This is a genomic window from Nocardia speluncae NBRC 108251 (genome assembly GCF_001613245.1).
Taxonomy (GTDB): Bacteria; Actinomycetota; Actinomycetes; order Mycobacteriales; family Mycobacteriaceae; genus Nocardia; species Nocardia speluncae.
In genome coordinates this window covers 92341-107971 of sequence record NZ_BDBZ01000036.1, presented here as the reverse complement: position 1 = coordinate 107971, position 15631 = coordinate 92341, and the positions used below count along the sequence as shown (strand labels likewise).

The window sequence follows — 15631 nt, the reverse complement described above, 5'->3', positions numbered from 1 at the left end:
GCGGCGTTACGACCACCGGAAAACGGAACTGTCGTCCACTCCGCCCCGATGTCGGTCCGGTCAGAACGATGCCGGCATGCTTTCCCAGCCACGCACCGTCGAGGTGGGAGAAAGTTTGGCGTTCGTGAGATCCGTATCCCATTCAGGGAAGCGCTCGAGGATTTCTTCCAGAGCGACCCGGCCTTCCAACCTCGCCAGAGCGGAACCCATGCAGAAATGGGTGCCGACACTGAAGGCGAGGTGGGGTTTGCTTTCGCGGTGGATATCGAAAATATCGCCGTCGGGGGTAAATTGCCGGTGGTCGCGGTTGGCTGCACCGACGAGCAGCATCATGGCACTGCCTTCGGGAACCGTCTGCCCGTGGTATTCGATATCGCGGGTGACGTAGCGCGCGACATGCGGCGCCGGGGGCTCGAAGCGGAGTAGTTCTTCGACGGCAGCCGGAATCAAAGCGGGGTTCCGGACCAGTTCGCGGCGCTGGTCGGGGTGTTCGGCGAGGACTTTTCCGGCCCAGCCGATCAGCCGCGTAGTGGTTTCGTTACCGGCGCCGGAGACGACATTGATGTAGGTGAGGATCTCGTCGCGGGTGAGGTGGCGCAAGGTGCCGGTTTCGTCTTCGAATTCGACGTTCAGCAGTTCGGAGATGATGTCGTCGGAGGGGTTTTCGGTGCGCCAGTCGACATACTTCTCGAAGAGTTCACCGCTGACCATGCCCTCCGTGGAGGCTTTCATCGGTTTACCTTCTTCGGTGCGCATCTGCTCGTTGGCGAAATCGCGGACCGCTTCCTGATCCTCTTCCGGAATACCGAGCAGCATACCGATGGTGCGCATGGGCATCTGGGCGCCCAGATCGGCGATGAAGTCGATTTTTCCGGTGCCGATCAGCGGATCCAGGCTCTGGCAGCAGAATTCGCGGACCTTCGCCTCGAGTGCGGAGATCTTGCGCGGGGTGAACATCCGCGAAAGCAGTTTGCGGTGCATGGTGTGGATCGGCGGGTCTTCGAAAATGAGGACGCCCGGCGGTATTTCGATATTCGCCTTGATCAGTTCGATGATCGCACCGCGGGCCGAGCTGAAAGTGTCCTTGTCGATCAACGCGGCATTCACGTCGGCGAACCGGCTCAGCGCGTAGAAATCGTGGGTTTCGTTGTAGTACAGCGGTTTTTCCTCGCGGATCCGCTTGAACATGGGGTACGGGTCGGCATTCAGCTCGACATCGTAAGGGTCGTAGTAGACATCAGTGGGCACGGTGGTCGTCACAGCTGAGTCTCCTTTCGGCGCAGTTGTTCGGGATCACCACGTCACCGGCAAGCGGTACAGTCCGTAGGCCAGTTTGTCGTGTTTGAATTCGACTTCATCGAGCGGTATCGCGAGCCGCATGCCCGGGATCCGCTTCAACAAGGTTGTGAAAACGATCTGCAATTCCACACGAGCCAGCTGCTGTCCCACGCACTGGTGCGGGCCGAAACCGAAACCGACATGCAGGCGGGCGGGACGGGACAGATCGAGTGTGTCGGGGCCCGGGAATTGATTCGGGTCCCAGTTCGCGGGCGCGAGATCGATGATCACGCCCTCGCCGGCCTTGATGGTGTGCCCGCCGATCTCGATATCGTCGAGGGCGACCCGGCGCTGCCCGTTCTGGATGATGCTCAGATACCGCAGCAGTTCCTCGATCGCGTTCGCGACGACCTTCGGGTCCTCGGTATCGCGCAGCAGGGCGAGCTGGTCCGGGTTCTCCAGGAGCGCGAGCGTGCCGAGCGAGATCATATTCGCGCTGGTCTCGTGACCGGCAATCAGCACACCGGTGCCGATCTGCGCGGCTTCCTTCATGGAGATCTCACCGGCGGTGACCCGTTCGGCGAGTTCGGTGACCATATCCTCGGCCGGGTTCTCCATTTTCGATTTGATCAGATCGATCAGATAGCGGGCCAGCCCCACTCGGCCCTTCGCCGATTCCTCTGCGGTGGCAAAACGGGACACTCCGGTCGTCGCATGCTGCTGGAAGAACTCGTGGTCTTCATAGGGCACGCCCAGCATTTCGCTGATCACCAGCGACGGCACCGGCAAGGCGAGCGCTTCGACCAGATCGGCGGGCTGCGGACCGGCCAGGATGGCGTCGATATGATCGTCGGTGATCTGCTGGATCGCCGGGCGCAGTGCGTCGACCCGTTTCACCGTGAACGGTTTGGTCATCATCCGGCGGAAACGGCTGTGTTCCTCGCCGTCGGTATTGAATACCGAGCGGGCCCGGTGATTCACCATATCGAGCATGCCCTCGTTCCAGTGCGGGAAACCGGGCTGGTGATCGTCGGTGCTGATCCGTGGGTCCGACATCAGCGCTTTGAGTTCGGCGTAACCGGTGACCAGCCACGGGGTGCTGCCGTCCCAGATCCGGACGCGGGACAGCGGACGTTCGGTCACCAGACCGAGCACTTCCGGCGGGGGCGCGAACGGGCAACCGGCGGCCCGTTCCATCGGGTACTCCAGGATCGCTCCGGTATCGGACGCGGCGTGGGTCTCGGACCCGGACGTGTTCGTCAATGTCACTCCTCGTGGACGTGGATGGCCATGGCGGGGCAGACGGCGGCGGCTTCGCGCACCTCGTCGGCGAGATCGTCCGGGGGGTTCTCGTCCAGCAGGACGACGACGCCGTCGTCCTCGCGCTGATCGAATACCGCGTCGGCCGCCATCACGCAGTGCCCGGCGGCAATGCATTTCCCTTGCTCGACAGTCACTTTCATGACGCCCTCTTTCTCGGGTGCGGGTGGTCGGGGCTGGAGCCGCTCAGGGTTTACCGTCGGCCGCGTCGGTACTGCGTCGCATCACGGGTTTGCCGGCGGTGGTGCCGCCGTCCACGGCCAGGACCGTGCCGGTCAGATAGCGGGACCGATCGCCGGCGAAGTAGACCGCGGCCTCGGCGACATCCTCGGGCGTGCCCTCGCGCGGCAGTGGGCGGTCGCGGTTCATCATGTCGCGCATAGCGCGGGTCAGCCGCCCGGCTTTCTCCGGCGACATGGTGCCGGACGCTTTCGCCAGCAGATCGGTAGGGATATTCCCCGGGGCGATACAGTTCACCCGCACGTCGTACCGGGCGAGTTCGATCGCCGCGGATTTCGTGAAGTGGATGACCGCGGCCTTGGAGGCACGGTAGGTCATCACCCCGCCGCCGGCCTGCACGCCACCCACCGACGACAGATTGATGATCGACCCGCCGCCGTTGTCCGCCATATGCCGGGCCGCCAGCCGGGTACCGGCCATGACGCCGAGGACATTCACCGACATCACGTGCTGGAAGTCGGCGAAATCATCGTCCAGGATGCTTTTGTGCATCTTCCCGGAGATACCGGCGTTGTTGCACATGATGTGCAGGCCGCCGAACTCCTGGACCGCAAGGTCGACGAGCTGCTCGAGCCGGCCGGGATCACCGGCGTCGATAACGCGGAACAGCGCAGCGGCACCGCAGCGGGCGGCCAATGCCTGCCCCTTCTCGGCGTCGATATCACCGACGACCACGCGGGCGCCTTCGGCAACGAACCGTTCGACCATGGCACTGCCCAGCCCGGACGCGCCCCCGGTGACCACCGCGATCTTGCCCGCCAATTCGTTACCCATGCGCTGCATATCCTTTCGTCACGAGCCCCTTGCTCCTCCTCGGGCGCCGGCTCATCCGCTGTGTGCGTACTGCGCTGCCGTTCCGGTTCGCGTCTGCCGATCCAGGAAATCCAGGAGGCGCGGGTTCACCGCGTCCGGGCGTTCGATCTGCGGGCAGTGCCCGGCGTCGGCGATCACCGCGGATTCGGCATCCGGGATCCGGGCGGCGACCTCGGCGGCCCAGCCGCGGGGCAGAAGTTTGTCTGCGCCCCCCTCGAGCACAAGGGTCGGTACCCGGATCCGTTCGAACGGCCGGTCGCCCGGTGCCGGCGGCGACTGCGCGCCGGGACGGCGGAACCGGGCGGCCGCGATGGCCTCCCAAGCGCCGGGCTCGGTCGCGGAATCGAATCGGCGCCGCACATAGTCCTCGTCGGCGGGGTACGCGGGCGAGGCGAACAGCGCGGTGACAATCGCACGCATGGCGGGCAGGGTGGCGTCGAAATCGTAAAGGGCGCGCATATGCTCGTTCGCCTGGATCTGCCCGCCACCGCAGATCGTCACCATGGCCCGTACCGGCAGCCGCGGATTCGCGGCGGTGGTATCGGCGAGCAGATTCACTGCGCCCATCGAATTACCCACGAAGAAAGCGGATTCGATTCCGAGTACCGCGCAGAAACGGGCGAGATGCCGGATCCGCATTCCGCGGCCGTCGGTGAAATCGACGACCTTCGCGGATTCGCCGTATCCGAGCATATCGGGGGCGAGTACGCGGAAACGCTGCGCGAGCGCGGGAACGACGTGTTCCCAGCCCAGTTCGGCACACGCACCGAACTCGCCCCCGTGCAGCAATACCACCGGCTCGCCCGCGCCCGCTTCGAGGAAGTGGGTACGCAGACCGTCGACTTCGATCGAACGATGCTCATATCCGGCAGCCACCGCCCCCGGGCGCCCCGAGTCGCTCATGCCGTGGCAATCGGTTCGGCGCTCGTGAGCACCTGCGCGGCGAGCATATCGAGCTGCCCCTGCACGCCGGTGTCGATCAGGGCGCCGGTGTCGTCCCAGATCTTGTCGGCCGAATTGATCGCGACCCCGGGCGAACCGACGATCACCGCGTCGGCGGCGCGTAACGCCTCCACCAGTGCCTTGGCTTGTGGGGTGCGCGCCGGATCGTGCGGGTTGTACATCGGCAGATTGATCTGTTCGCCGCTGAACAATGCGGTGCGGCCACCGCGCTGCTCGACGGCGTCGAGGCAGTGCCGCAGCACCCGCTCCGTCGACGAGTCGGCGCGTAGCGTGCCGCCGAGCCCGACGACGAACGGGCGCGCACCGGTTTCGGATGCCGGGCGATCCATCATTGTGCTTCCCACGGTCATAGCCGGTCTCCTACTTGATGGCGATGGGGTTGATCGGTGACCCCACCGCGCCGACCACCCGCAGCGGCGGGGCGATGAGCTGGAATTCGTAGACGCCGTCGGCGGCGCAGTCGGCGGCCAGAGCGGTGAAATCCCAGTATTCGCCGAGCATCAGGCCCATATCGCGAAGGCACAGCATATGCATCGGCAGGACCGTGCCCTCGACTCCCGAAACGGGATTCTCGACCATGAGGTTATCCGCTGCCACGGCCGCGATCTCGTGTTCGTGCAACCATTTCGCGCAGGTCCAGTCCAGGCCCGAATAGGGTTCGGCACCGTCGCCGGCCTCGAGGAACCGGTTCCACCAGCCGGTGCGGACCAGCACGATATCGCCGGATCCGATGGTCACGCCCTGGCGTTTCGCGCATTCGTCGAGTTCGTCGCCGGTGATCGGCTCGCCGACCTCGAGAAAGGTTTCCGCGCCACGGTATTTCACCAGGTCCAGCAGGACGCCGCGGCTGGTGATCCCCTTGCTGTCCACCTTTTCGATACCGCAGTGGAAAGCGCCCATACTGGTGACCGAATCGGCCGGGAAACCGTTGTAGAGCTTGTCCTCGTAGTAGACATGGGAGAAGGCGTCCCACTGGGTGGCGGCCTGCAACGGCATGATGAGCATATCGTCGTTGAACCGGAACGGGTTGTCGGCGAAGAATCCGGCCAATTCGCCGGCCACCGAATTCTGCAACCATTTCGGTCCGTACTCGGTCAGGGTTTCGGCATCGCCGCCGTCGACGGTCATCACATGGGTGGGATTCGCCCGGAATTTGAACGCGCCCTGCGGGCCGTTGGAACCGAAGTCGATCCCCAGCGGGAACACCTTTCCGTGCCGGACCAGTCCGGCCGCGGCGGCGACCTTCTGCGGGGTGATGAAATTCAGCGTGCCCAGTTCGTCGTCGGCGCCCCAGCGGCCCCAGTTGCGCACGGTGTCACCGAGTCTGTAGAAATCGGTCAGAGTTGCCACGTCGATTTTTCCTTCCAGCTGCCTAATTCCGCTCGCCCGGGACGGCCCCGGCGGATTCGGGCGAACCCGTCACGGTGGTCTGCGGGGGCGGACCGGCCAGTTCGCCGGCCAGGTGCGCGGCGAGGTTGCCGCCGTCGACCCACAGCACCTGGCCGGTGATGTATCCGGCGGCGCGGCTGCCCAGGAACAGCAGTGCGGACGCCTGTTCGACGGGATCGGCGGACCGGCCCAGCGGTTTGGGGATCCCGTCCAGATAGTCCTGGCCGTATGCCGAGCGCAGCTGGTCCAGGATGGGGGTTTCGGTGACGCCGGGGCCGGTGCAGTTCATCCGGATACCGCGGCGCGCGAGCTCCACCGATCTGCGCACGGTGTAGAGAATGATCGCCTCTTTGGACAGCCGGTAGCCGCCGTCCGCGATGGCCTCGGGATTTGCGGTGCACCAGTCGATTCCCTCCTGCATCGAGGAGGTCTCCAGGAACCCGTTGACCGCCCAGCGGTTTTCCAGGTATCCGGACGCGGCCAGCGAGGAGACGCTGACCACCGCCGAACCCGGTTCCATATGCGGGACGAGCGCTTCGGTGAAATGCCGCATCCCGAGGAAATTGATGGTGGCGACGCGCAACGGGTCGCCGATACCCGAGGAAACACCGGCGATATTGAACAGGGCATCCACCTCGGTACCGATCAAGCGCACAGCCCGGTCGATGGACGACGGGTCCGCCTGGTCCATCTCGTGGAACTCGTCGAGTTCGGTGCCCGGCCGCAGCCGGTCGAGGCCGACGATCTCGGCGCCCAGATCCCGCAACTGCGTCACCAAACAGGCGCCGATACCGGAGGCGCAGCCGGTCACCACCACCCGCTTACCGTCGTAACGCCATCGCCGGCCGATCGAATCCGCCTCGGGCACCGCGCTCTCCTCTCTCCGCTGCTGCCGCTCAGCCCTGCTGGTCCTTCAACGCCTGAGCGGCCTTCACCCGGCCCTCGTTGATCTCGGCCATAGCCTCGGGGATCTCGCTGGCGGTGAACTTGCCGCCGCGGCCGGTGGGCAGGCCGCCGATCGAATAGTTCTCGTCGAATTCCGGGACCGCCCAGGGCCGCCGCCGTGCCTCGGCCTTCTCCAGGACCGGCTCGAGCCGCTCGGCCTTCGCGGCCCGGGCCACCTCATCGCGTTCGATGAATTCCGGCAGGATCTCTTTGCCCATGATCTCGATGGATTCCATCGTTGCTTCGTGGCTGCGTGGGTTCAGCAGCAGGATGATCTCGTCGACGCCACTGGCCTCGTAGCCGCGCAGGAATTCGCGGACCGTTTCCGGGCCGCCGATGGCGCCGCGGCCGGGACCGTAGGCGAGGGTTTCGTCTTCCTTCACCGCATCCAGGTAGCTGTCCCACACGCCGGTGCGGCCGGGGGTGTGCATACCGGTCATGTAGTAATGCATGATCCCGAACGAGAAGAACCCGCCGCCCAGGCCGAGACGTTTCACCGCCTCCTCGTCGGTCTTGGCGACCATCATCGACAGATCACCGCCGATGGCCAGGATGTTCGGATTCATCTGGGGCACCGAGGGCGCTGCGGCGTTCTCGAACTCCTCGTAATAGCCACGCACGCGTTCACCGAGCGCCTCCGGGCCGGTGTAGGCGAAACTCAGTGCGCCGATTCCTTTCTGGGCCGCCATCTGCACCGACGAAGGCCGGGTACAGGCCACCCACAGCGGCGGGTGCGGGGCCTGCCGCGGTTTCGGGATGACATTGCGGGGCGGCATGGCGATGTGCTCGCCCTTGAACCCGCGGAAGGGGGTCTCGGTCATCGCACGGACGGTGACTTCGAGGGCTTCCTCCCACTGGGCGCGTTTATCCGCCGGGTCGATACCGAACCCGCCGAGCTCGGCCACCGACGACGATTCACCGGTCCCGAATTCCACCCGGCCGCCGGACAGATGATCCAGTGTTGCCACGCGTTCCGCGGCGCGAGCGGGATGGTTGATTCCCGGCGGCAGATGCATGACACCGAAACCGAGCCGGATGTTCTTCGTGCGCTGGCTCGCCGCGGCGAGGAACATCTCGGGCGCGGTGGCGTGGCAGTACTCCTCCAGGAAGTGGTGCTCGGTGAGCCAGACCGTGGAGAACCCGGCTCTATCCGCCGCTTCTACTTCGTCCAGTCCGTCCTGGAACATCTGGAACTCGTCGTCGTCCGTCCACGGCCGCGGCAGCGCGAACTCGTAGAAGAGGGAAATTTTCATCGATTACCTCCGGTGGATTCGATCGTTTCTGTTTCGGACGGCTCCCGCTGCGCGCAGTGCTGCGCCGCGACGTATCCGAAGGTCATCGCCGGCCCGATGGTGGCGCCCGCACCGGCGTAGCTGCGGCCCATCACCGCCGCCGAGGCATTTCCGGTCGCATACAAACCGTCGATCACCGTGTCGTCGGCACGCAGCACCCGGGCGTATTCGTCGGTACGCAGCCCGCCCGAGGTGCCGAGATCGCCGAGCACGATCCGGAAGGCGTAGTAGGGCGGTTTCCCGATCGGATACAGATTCGGGTTCGGCAGAGTGGGGTCGCCGTAGTAGTTGTCGTAGACGCTGTCGCCACGCCCGAAATCGTCGTCGTGCCCCTTACGGGCCAGTTCGCCGAACCGCTCCGCGGTGGCTTTCAGCGTGCCGGCGGGCACATCGATCTTTGCGGCAAGCTCGTCCCAGGATCCGGCTTCGACGACAACCCCCGATTCCAGCCAGGTCCGCGGAACCTTCCCACCGGTCGGCACCGGCGCGAACGGCACCTTGGGGATCGGCAGATGCCCGCAGATCACGTACCGATGCCAGGACCGCTCATCGGTGATCAGCCAGCACGGGATATGAACGGTGCCGGCCCGCTGGCCTTCGATCATGGCGTGACCGAAGTCCATATAGGGTGCGGCTTCGTTGATGAACCGCTCCCCCGCCCCGTTGACGATGAACTGGGCGGGCATCATCCGTTCGTTGAGCATGAACTGCATCCGGCCGTCCGGCCACTGCACAGCCGGGAACCACCAGGACTCGTCCATCAGATCGGTCGCGGCGCCGACCTTTTCACCGGCGCGGATACCGTCGCCGACATTCAACGGGTTACCGAAACTCCAGTCGGTCGCCACCTCCGGTAGTTCCGCACGCCGCCGGTCCATATCGCGTTCGAAACCGCCGGTCGCCAGAATTACCCCGCGGCGGGCCTCGATCCGCAGTTGCGCACCGTCGCGTTCGACCACGGCACCGGTCACCCGGCCGTCCGGGTCGGTGAGCAGCATGTGCATCGGCGCGTCGAGCCAGAGCCGGATATTGCGCTCCTTGAGCGCGAGCCGCAGCCGGGCGATCAGCGACTGCCCGATGGTGACGATCCGATCGCCGAAGATCCGGGCCCGCACCATCCGCCAGATCAGTTTCAGCAGCACCGCTTTACCACGCCAGTTCTGCCGCACCTGATAGAACAGCCGCAGATCCATGGGCCCCAGCCAGATTCCCTTGGGCGCCAACGCCAGTGGTTCGAGAAGTTCGTTCTCTTCGGGCCCCAGCGCACGGGTGTCCATCGGTGGAACGTTGATGGTGCTGCCCTGCCCGGAGCCGCCTTCGAGTTCCGGATAGTAATCGGCGTAACCGGGCTTCCAGATGAATTGCATCCAGTCGCTGCGCTCTTCGAGGAAGGCCATCATTTCCGGAGCCTTCTCGACATACATCCGCAGCCGCTGTTCGGTGACCAGTCCCCCGGTGATCGTCTTCAGGTAGGCGACCACTTCGTCCGGGTTCAATTCGACACCGGCCCGTCGCTGGGCAGGGGCGTTCGGTACCCAGATGCCGCCGCCGGACAGCGCGGTGGAGCCACCGTACTTCGCGCCCTTCTCGACGATCAGGACCTCGAGGCCATCGGCGTCGGCCTTCAAGGCGGCCGACAACCCGCCGCCGCCGGACCCCACCACCAGCACATCGACGGTTTCGTCGTAGCCGGCGCCGGAATCGGGTGCGCCGGCGGTATCCGGTTCCTCCGTGGTCACGATGTCCTTACCTTTCTTCGGGTGGTCGAGGCGGGTGCCGGGAGCGGGCTATCCGAGATAGGTCGTACGTGCGGTGCGGATCGCGAATCCGGCGATCAGTTCGGGCGAGGGCCGGTAGTACCGGACAGTGGTCCGATACGCGCCCTGCGCCGCGAGCGCGGCGAAAGCCGCCACCCAGGTGCGGATCTCGTGCGCGGAATTACCGGCGGTACGGGTGATCTCGCTGTTGGACCAGCTGTCGACGGCCGCGAGCCGTCCGGTGTCGACCAGTTCCAGGAATTCCCGGTCCCAGCCCGGATTGAGCGGTTTCAGCGGTCCGTCCCCGGCCGCGAATTCTGCTGCGGCCGCCATGACCGCGGTCTGCCGGGCCTGTCGCTGTTCGGTGGTCATGGGCCGGCCGTGCACGATCCGCTCCAGCACCGGTGGCGGCGCGGTGGCGCGCTGCGGCACCGGCGGGTCGTGCGACAGCCCTCCGGATCCGAGTATCAGCACACGTTTTCCGAGGGTCGCCAGGTGCTGCCCGGCCGCGGCCCCGAGAGCCCGCACCCGGCGCAGCGGGCCGAGCGGGGCCGCGACCGAGTTCAGGAAGATCGGGATCACCGGCCGGTAGGTGACCTCTCCGAACAGCTGCTGTAGTGGTTGCACGGTGCCGTGGTCGACCACCATCTCGGCCGAGGTGGCTATATCGATTCCGGCCTCGAGCAGCGCCTCGGCCAGTGCCAGCGCATGTTCCTCGGGAACATTCAGCGGACCGGAGTGGGTGCCGTAGTCGCCGACACCGGCCGCCGCGGTGCCCAGGCAGAACGGAGGCATGAGTTTGTAGAAGAACCCGTTGTAATGATCCGGGGCGAACAGCACCACCAGGTCGGGATCGAAGTCCCGCACGAATTCCCGGGCCTGATCGAGGGCGCCGTCGATCTCGTTCAGCAGTTCCCGGCTCGGGCCGGGGAGTTCAAGGAGCGGGCTGTGCGAGACGCAGCATACGGCCAGCGGCATCGGTACCTCCCGGAGTCAAGGTGAGCGTGTCCCGCAGTGCCGCACCGAGTTCGGGGGCGTGCTGCGCGATACAGGCGCCGGCCACGAACCGGTCCGGACGCAGGAACAGGACGGAATCGAGCTGTCCGTCGAACCACTTCTTCAGCGCGCCGGTGTGGTCGCCGACCACCAGCACATCGGGGTCGTCGTGACCGGTCCAGTGCAGCTGGGTGGCGGGCCGGGCCTCCACGAACCGGGCGCCCAGCGCCTTCCAGCGCGCGAACTCGATATCCCCCAGCACCTTTCGCGGCTGATTGTTCCAGCACAGCACCGCGAACCAGGGGCCGAGAGTTTCGTCCAGCAGCACATCGTGCCGGGTCCGGGTGGCCACCCGCGGCTGGACGAACAAGGTGCCGACCGCCGAATTCGGTGATCGGGACCAGCCGTGTACCACCGCCCCGCGGTCGTAGCGCGGCATGGGTTTGAACCGCATCCCCAGGACGTAGCGTTTCAAGGGCGGCACCGCGGCCAGCGCACGCACCGCCACATCCCGGGCCGCGGCGACCCGCTGGTTCGTCGGCGAGATGACCCGCCCGACCATCGTCGACAGGTCGATCATCGCGCGCGCGTGTTTACGCCGCTCCTGGTCGTAGCTGTCGAGAAGGGCATCGCCGGCCAGGCCCGTGGCCACGGCCGCGAGCTTCCACCCCAGGTTTGCCGCGTCCCGGATGCCGCTGTTGTAGCCCTGTCCTTGCCAGACCGGCATCAGATGGGCAGCATCCCCGGCCAGTAGCAACCGGCCCCGCCGGAATTCACCGGCGATCCGGGAGTGGTGGGTGTAGACGCGCCGCCGGATCACATCCAGCCGCTCCGGGTGCGGGACGAACGGTGCGAGCAGCCGGGCCAGGAATTCCCGGGTTTCGGCCTCCTCATCGGTTTCGCCGGGATGCAGCAGGAATTCGAAGCGCCGGATCCCGTGTGCCAGCGAGATGGATACATTCGGCCGCACGGGATCCGCGCCCACCTCGACGTTCGGGTGCCCGAGCGGATCGCCGTCGATATCGACCACCAGCCAGCGGGTCGACGAGGTGGTGCCCTCGAAACTCACACCCATGGTGTGCCGGGTCACGCTGCGCCCGCCGTCGCTGCCCACCACGTAGCGGGCAGGGACGGTTTCCGGACCGTCGGCCGTTTCCAGCCGCACCCGGACCTGGTCGCCGGTGTCGTGGCAGTCGGTCATCGCGGCGGCCCAGCGGATATCGACGCAGTCGAACCGGTCCAGGCCGCGCAGCAGTTCGGCATCGACCAGCGGCTGGATGAAACCGCTCCGCTTCGGCCACCCGAACTGCTGATCGGTGGGCGCGATCTCGGCCAGCAGCCGCCGGTCGCCGTCGACGAACCGCATGATCTGGTTCGGGTTGGTATGCGGCAGGATTTGCTCCACCAGGCCGGTGGATTGCAGGGTGCGCAGCGATTCGTCGTCGATACCGACACCGCGCGGGTAGTCGATGAGGGCGGGCCGTTCTTCCACCAGCAGTGTCCGCACGCCGTAGCGGCCCAGCATGTTGGAGATGGTCAGCCCGACCGGGCCCGCGCCGACGACGACAACGTCGTAGCGGGCGGTGGCGCTGCCGTTACCGGTATCCATATCAACCACCCAGCAGGAATTCGAGATGGAGGGCGTTGAACGTCGCCGGCGCCTCGTATTGCGGCCAATGCCCGCAGTCCGGGAGCACTTCGAACCGGGCACCGGGGATCATGGCGGCGATCCTTGTGCCCTCGGCGACATCGGCGGTGGGGTCGTCGCTGGTCCACACCACCAGCGTCGGCGCGGTGATCGCGCCGTATTCCTTCGGCCCCAGCAGGTTCCGGGCCCGGATCTGCGGATCCTGGAGCGCCATGATGTCGCGCATGGCGTCGACGAATCCGGGTTGGCGGTAGATTCGCTGCCGGCTCGCGACGATATCGTCGTAATCCTTGGATTTATCCGCCATCAGCCATTTGATGCGGGCCTGCACCGTCTCCCAGGTGGGATCGGCGGCCGCGGCCATGGACAGGGTCACGATCCGCGCCATGACCTCGGGATCGGCCTGGGAACCGCCCGCGGTGTTGAGGACCAGCCGGTCGATCCGGCCGGGATGGTCGCAGGCCGCGCGGGCCGCCACCCACCCGCCCAGGGATTCGCCGCTGATATGTGCGCAGGGAGCGCCGATGGTATCGAGGACGGCGATCAGATGCCGCACGTAGTGATCGATCTCGAGCGGATGGCCGGGTTTGTCGGTGTAACCGTGCCCGAGCATATCGATCGACCAGGTCGAGAAATGCTCGGCATGCGCCCCCAGGTTCCGGACATAGGCCTCGGCGTGACCGCCGGACCCGTGCAGGAAGACCAATGCCGGTTTGTTCCGGTCACCGGCGTGCAGGTAGCGCGTCCGCACTCCCGCCACATCCAGGTATCCCTGGCTGAACGCGACCCCCTGCAGGTCGCACCACACGCTTTCGTATTCCGACACTGCTGCCTTCCGCTCTATCCGTTCGCCCACGCCTACCGCCTGCTGCTCGTGCCCGGTGCGCCCGGCCACGAGGAAGGGTTCAGCACTTCGCCGACTCCCCGGTGGCCGCGTTGTATCCGGCCCGGAAGCCGAAAACCATTCCCGGTCCGATGGTTCCGCCGGCGCCGCCGTAGGCCCGCCCGGTCACGCCGGCCATCGCATTGCCGACCGCGTACAACCCCGGAATCACCGCGCCGCCGATATGCCGGACCCGGGCGTCGCGATCCGTACGCGGCCCGCCTTTGGTACCCATGGCGCCGACTGTCACCGGAACGGCGTAGTACGGGCCGGTCTCGAGGGGACCCAGCGTGCGGCCCGCAACGGTTGCGGCATCGGGATCGCCCCAGTAGCCGTCGTATTCGCTGGCGCCGCGACCGAAGTCGGGATCGGCCCCGGCGGCCACCGCCCGGTTCCAGCCGGCCACGGTGCGCCGCAGACCTTCCGGATCGATACCGGTCCGGGCGCCGAGTTCGGCGAGATCGGCCGATTCGCAGAACCAGTCCGGTGCCACGCCACCCGGTTCCACCCCGAGGAATCCGTACCGGCGCAGGTGTTCGGCGTCGAACACCATCCAGCCGGGATTGTTGACGTAACCGCCGCGGGGATCGAGGTAATGGAAGGCACCCGCCATCGAGTTGTATTCGGCGGCTTCGTTGACGAACCGTTTTCCGGCCCGGTTCACGATGATGCTGCGCGGGCGGGTCCGTTCCAGCCGCACACTGCGGCTGCGCTGACGCCCGTCGATGATGTCGCCCGGCAGCTGCACCACCGGTACCCACCAGGCTTCACCCATATTGCCGAGGTCGGCGCCGTGCGCCATGGCCATCCGCAGTCCGTCGCCGGTGTTGTTCGGTGGCGATACCGGCCCGGTCATCGGCCCCCGCAGAAACGCTTTGACCAATCCGGCATCCCATTCGAAACCACCGGTCGCCAAGACGACGCCGCGGTGCGCGCGGACCGCGGTCTCCCGGCCGTCGATGGTGATCCGTACGCCGGTGATCGCCCCGTTCTCCGCGATCAGCTCCACCCCGCGTGCGCCGGTACGCGGCGTGATCCCCGCCGCCAGCACGCCCTCGAGCAGCCCGGCCACCAGCGCCTGACCGGCGACGCAGACATCGGCGGAGGCATCACCCAGGACAGCACGCAGCCGGGCCCGGGTTTCGGCGTCGAATCCGACATTGCTCCAGTCCAGCGGGAAGGTGGTGAGGCGCTCTCGCCATTCACCGAGCCGGGCCAGGTCGTAGGCGGCCGGGCCGATCGACCGGCCACCGGCGGGCCGCCCTCCGGGCAGTTCCGGTTTGTAGTCGGGAAATCCTTCGGCCACTTCGAATTTCACGCCGCTGTGCAGTTCGACGTAATCGAGCATCCGGGCGCCCGTGCGGACGAATACCTCGACCAGTTCGTCATCCATCGAATCCAGTGACTGCGCACCGAGATAGGCCAGTGCGTCGGCGACCGTGAGCTCGCGCTCGGCCCGGGAATGCGCGGGAATCCAAGCCAGTCCGCCGGAGACCGCGCTGGTGCCGCCGACCGTGGGCGCCTTCTCGAACAGTGCCACCGCGGCACCTTCGATCGCGGCGGTGAGCGCCGCGGTGAGTCCGGCGGCACCGGTGCCCAGGACGACGATATCGGTCTGTTCGTCCCAGATCGTTGGATCGGATTCGGCAACCGGCGTCTGGTGCGATGGCACTGCGCTGTCCTTTCGGCGAGCAGGCGGAGTCGGGGGCGCCGGTCCGGCGGGCTGTCGCGCAGGGCACGAACCGGACCGACTCGCGTAAAACGCTAATCTCCCTTTTGGAGAATATTATTCTCGCAGGACGGATGCCGCAATACCCTCCGGGTCAAATGTTTCCGGATCTTGCCGCTGGGGGTCCGCGGGAAGTCCGTGGCCTCGTACAACCGCGCCGACAACTTCCGCCGCGCGAACCCCCACCCGCTCGAAAAGCCGCGCACACCTCACCCCGCGATGGCAGCGCACAACCCGGATTCAGGCGCCGCGCAGCCCCACCTCCCCACCGAAGCGGCTACCGGACAGAGCGATCACCACCTATTCGGCGACCTGCGGCATCGCATTCAGCACAACCTGGACCTCGCGCGGGCGGACGCTCTCCGCCACCACGGATGA

Annotated in this window: 14 protein-coding genes; all 14 read right to left on the bottom strand. The window is 66.4% G+C overall.

Annotated features, from left to right (window positions below):
- Nucleotides 1-60: 60 nt before the first annotated feature.
- The 14 genes from NS6_RS26985 to NS6_RS26920 all read right to left on the bottom strand — a co-directional run bounded on the left by NS6_RS26985 (nucleotide 61) and on the right by NS6_RS26920 (nucleotide 15196).
- Nucleotides 61-1188 carry a cytochrome P450 gene (locus NS6_RS26985; RefSeq protein ID WP_157112981.1) on the bottom strand — a complete coding sequence of 376 codons (1128 nt, stop codon included), beginning with the start codon at nucleotides 1186-1188 and terminating at the stop codon, nucleotides 61-63.
- A 105-nt stretch (nucleotides 1189-1293) separates the two neighbouring features.
- Nucleotides 1294-2475: a cytochrome P450 gene (locus NS6_RS26980; protein WP_068047752.1), complete on the bottom strand. Its 1182-nt coding sequence runs from the start codon at nucleotides 2473-2475 to the stop codon at nucleotides 1294-1296.
- A gap of 68 nt (nucleotides 2476-2543) precedes the next feature.
- Complete coding sequence (locus NS6_RS26975; RefSeq protein ID WP_068047327.1) at nucleotides 2544-2741, bottom strand: ferredoxin; 198 nt, start codon at nucleotides 2739-2741, stop codon at nucleotides 2544-2546.
- Nucleotides 2742-2784: 43 nt separating this feature from the next.
- Nucleotides 2785-3612: an SDR family NAD(P)-dependent oxidoreductase gene (locus tag NS6_RS26970; protein WP_068047326.1), complete on the bottom strand. Its 828-nt coding sequence runs from the start codon at nucleotides 3610-3612 to the stop codon at nucleotides 2785-2787.
- A 51-nt stretch (nucleotides 3613-3663) separates the two neighbouring features.
- Entirely contained in the window at nucleotides 3664-4554 is an 891-nt protein-coding gene (locus NS6_RS26965) for an alpha/beta fold hydrolase (protein ID WP_068047325.1), read from the bottom strand.
- Nucleotides 4551-4964, bottom strand: coding sequence for an NADPH-dependent FMN reductase (locus NS6_RS26960; RefSeq protein WP_084471451.1), 414 nt, complete (start codon nucleotides 4962-4964; stop codon nucleotides 4551-4553). Before NS6_RS26960 ends, NS6_RS26965 begins: the two co-directional genes overlap by 4 nt.
- A gap of 10 nt (nucleotides 4965-4974) precedes the next feature.
- A complete protein-coding gene (locus NS6_RS26955; protein ID WP_068047322.1) occupies nucleotides 4975-5964 on the bottom strand; it encodes a cyclase family protein in 990 nt (329 codons plus the stop codon).
- Nucleotides 5965-5986: 22 nt separating this feature from the next.
- Complete coding sequence (locus tag NS6_RS26950; RefSeq protein ID WP_068047320.1) at nucleotides 5987-6871, bottom strand: coniferyl-alcohol dehydrogenase; 885 nt, start codon at nucleotides 6869-6871, stop codon at nucleotides 5987-5989.
- Nucleotides 6872-6899: 28 nt separating this feature from the next.
- A complete protein-coding gene (locus NS6_RS26945; RefSeq protein ID WP_068047317.1) occupies nucleotides 6900-8201 on the bottom strand; it encodes an LLM class flavin-dependent oxidoreductase in 1302 nt (433 codons plus the stop codon).
- Entirely contained in the window at nucleotides 8198-9979 is a 1782-nt protein-coding gene (locus NS6_RS26940) for an FAD-binding protein (RefSeq protein ID WP_068047314.1), read from the bottom strand. The genes NS6_RS26945 and NS6_RS26940 overlap by 4 nt, the downstream gene beginning before the upstream one ends.
- A gap of 48 nt (nucleotides 9980-10027) precedes the next feature.
- The gene (locus tag NS6_RS26935; protein WP_068047312.1) at nucleotides 10028-10975 is read right to left on the bottom strand and encodes a 3-carboxyethylcatechol 2,3-dioxygenase; all 948 of its coding nucleotides are present in this window, start codon (nucleotides 10973-10975) and stop codon (nucleotides 10028-10030) included.
- Entirely contained in the window at nucleotides 10932-12602 is a 1671-nt protein-coding gene (locus NS6_RS26930; protein WP_068047310.1) for a bifunctional 3-(3-hydroxy-phenyl)propionate/3-hydroxycinnamic acid hydroxylase, read from the bottom strand. Before NS6_RS26930 ends, NS6_RS26935 begins: the two co-directional genes overlap by 44 nt.
- A gap of 1 nt (nucleotide 12603) precedes the next feature.
- Complete coding sequence (locus tag NS6_RS26925) at nucleotides 12604-13467, bottom strand: alpha/beta fold hydrolase (RefSeq protein ID WP_068047746.1); 864 nt, start codon at nucleotides 13465-13467, stop codon at nucleotides 12604-12606.
- Between the two features lie 79 nt (nucleotides 13468-13546).
- Nucleotides 13547-15196 (bottom strand): FAD-dependent oxidoreductase, encoded by a 1650-nt coding sequence (locus tag NS6_RS26920; protein WP_371859365.1) that lies wholly within the window; start codon nucleotides 15194-15196, stop codon nucleotides 13547-13549.
- Nucleotides 15197-15631 lie beyond the last annotated feature (435 nt).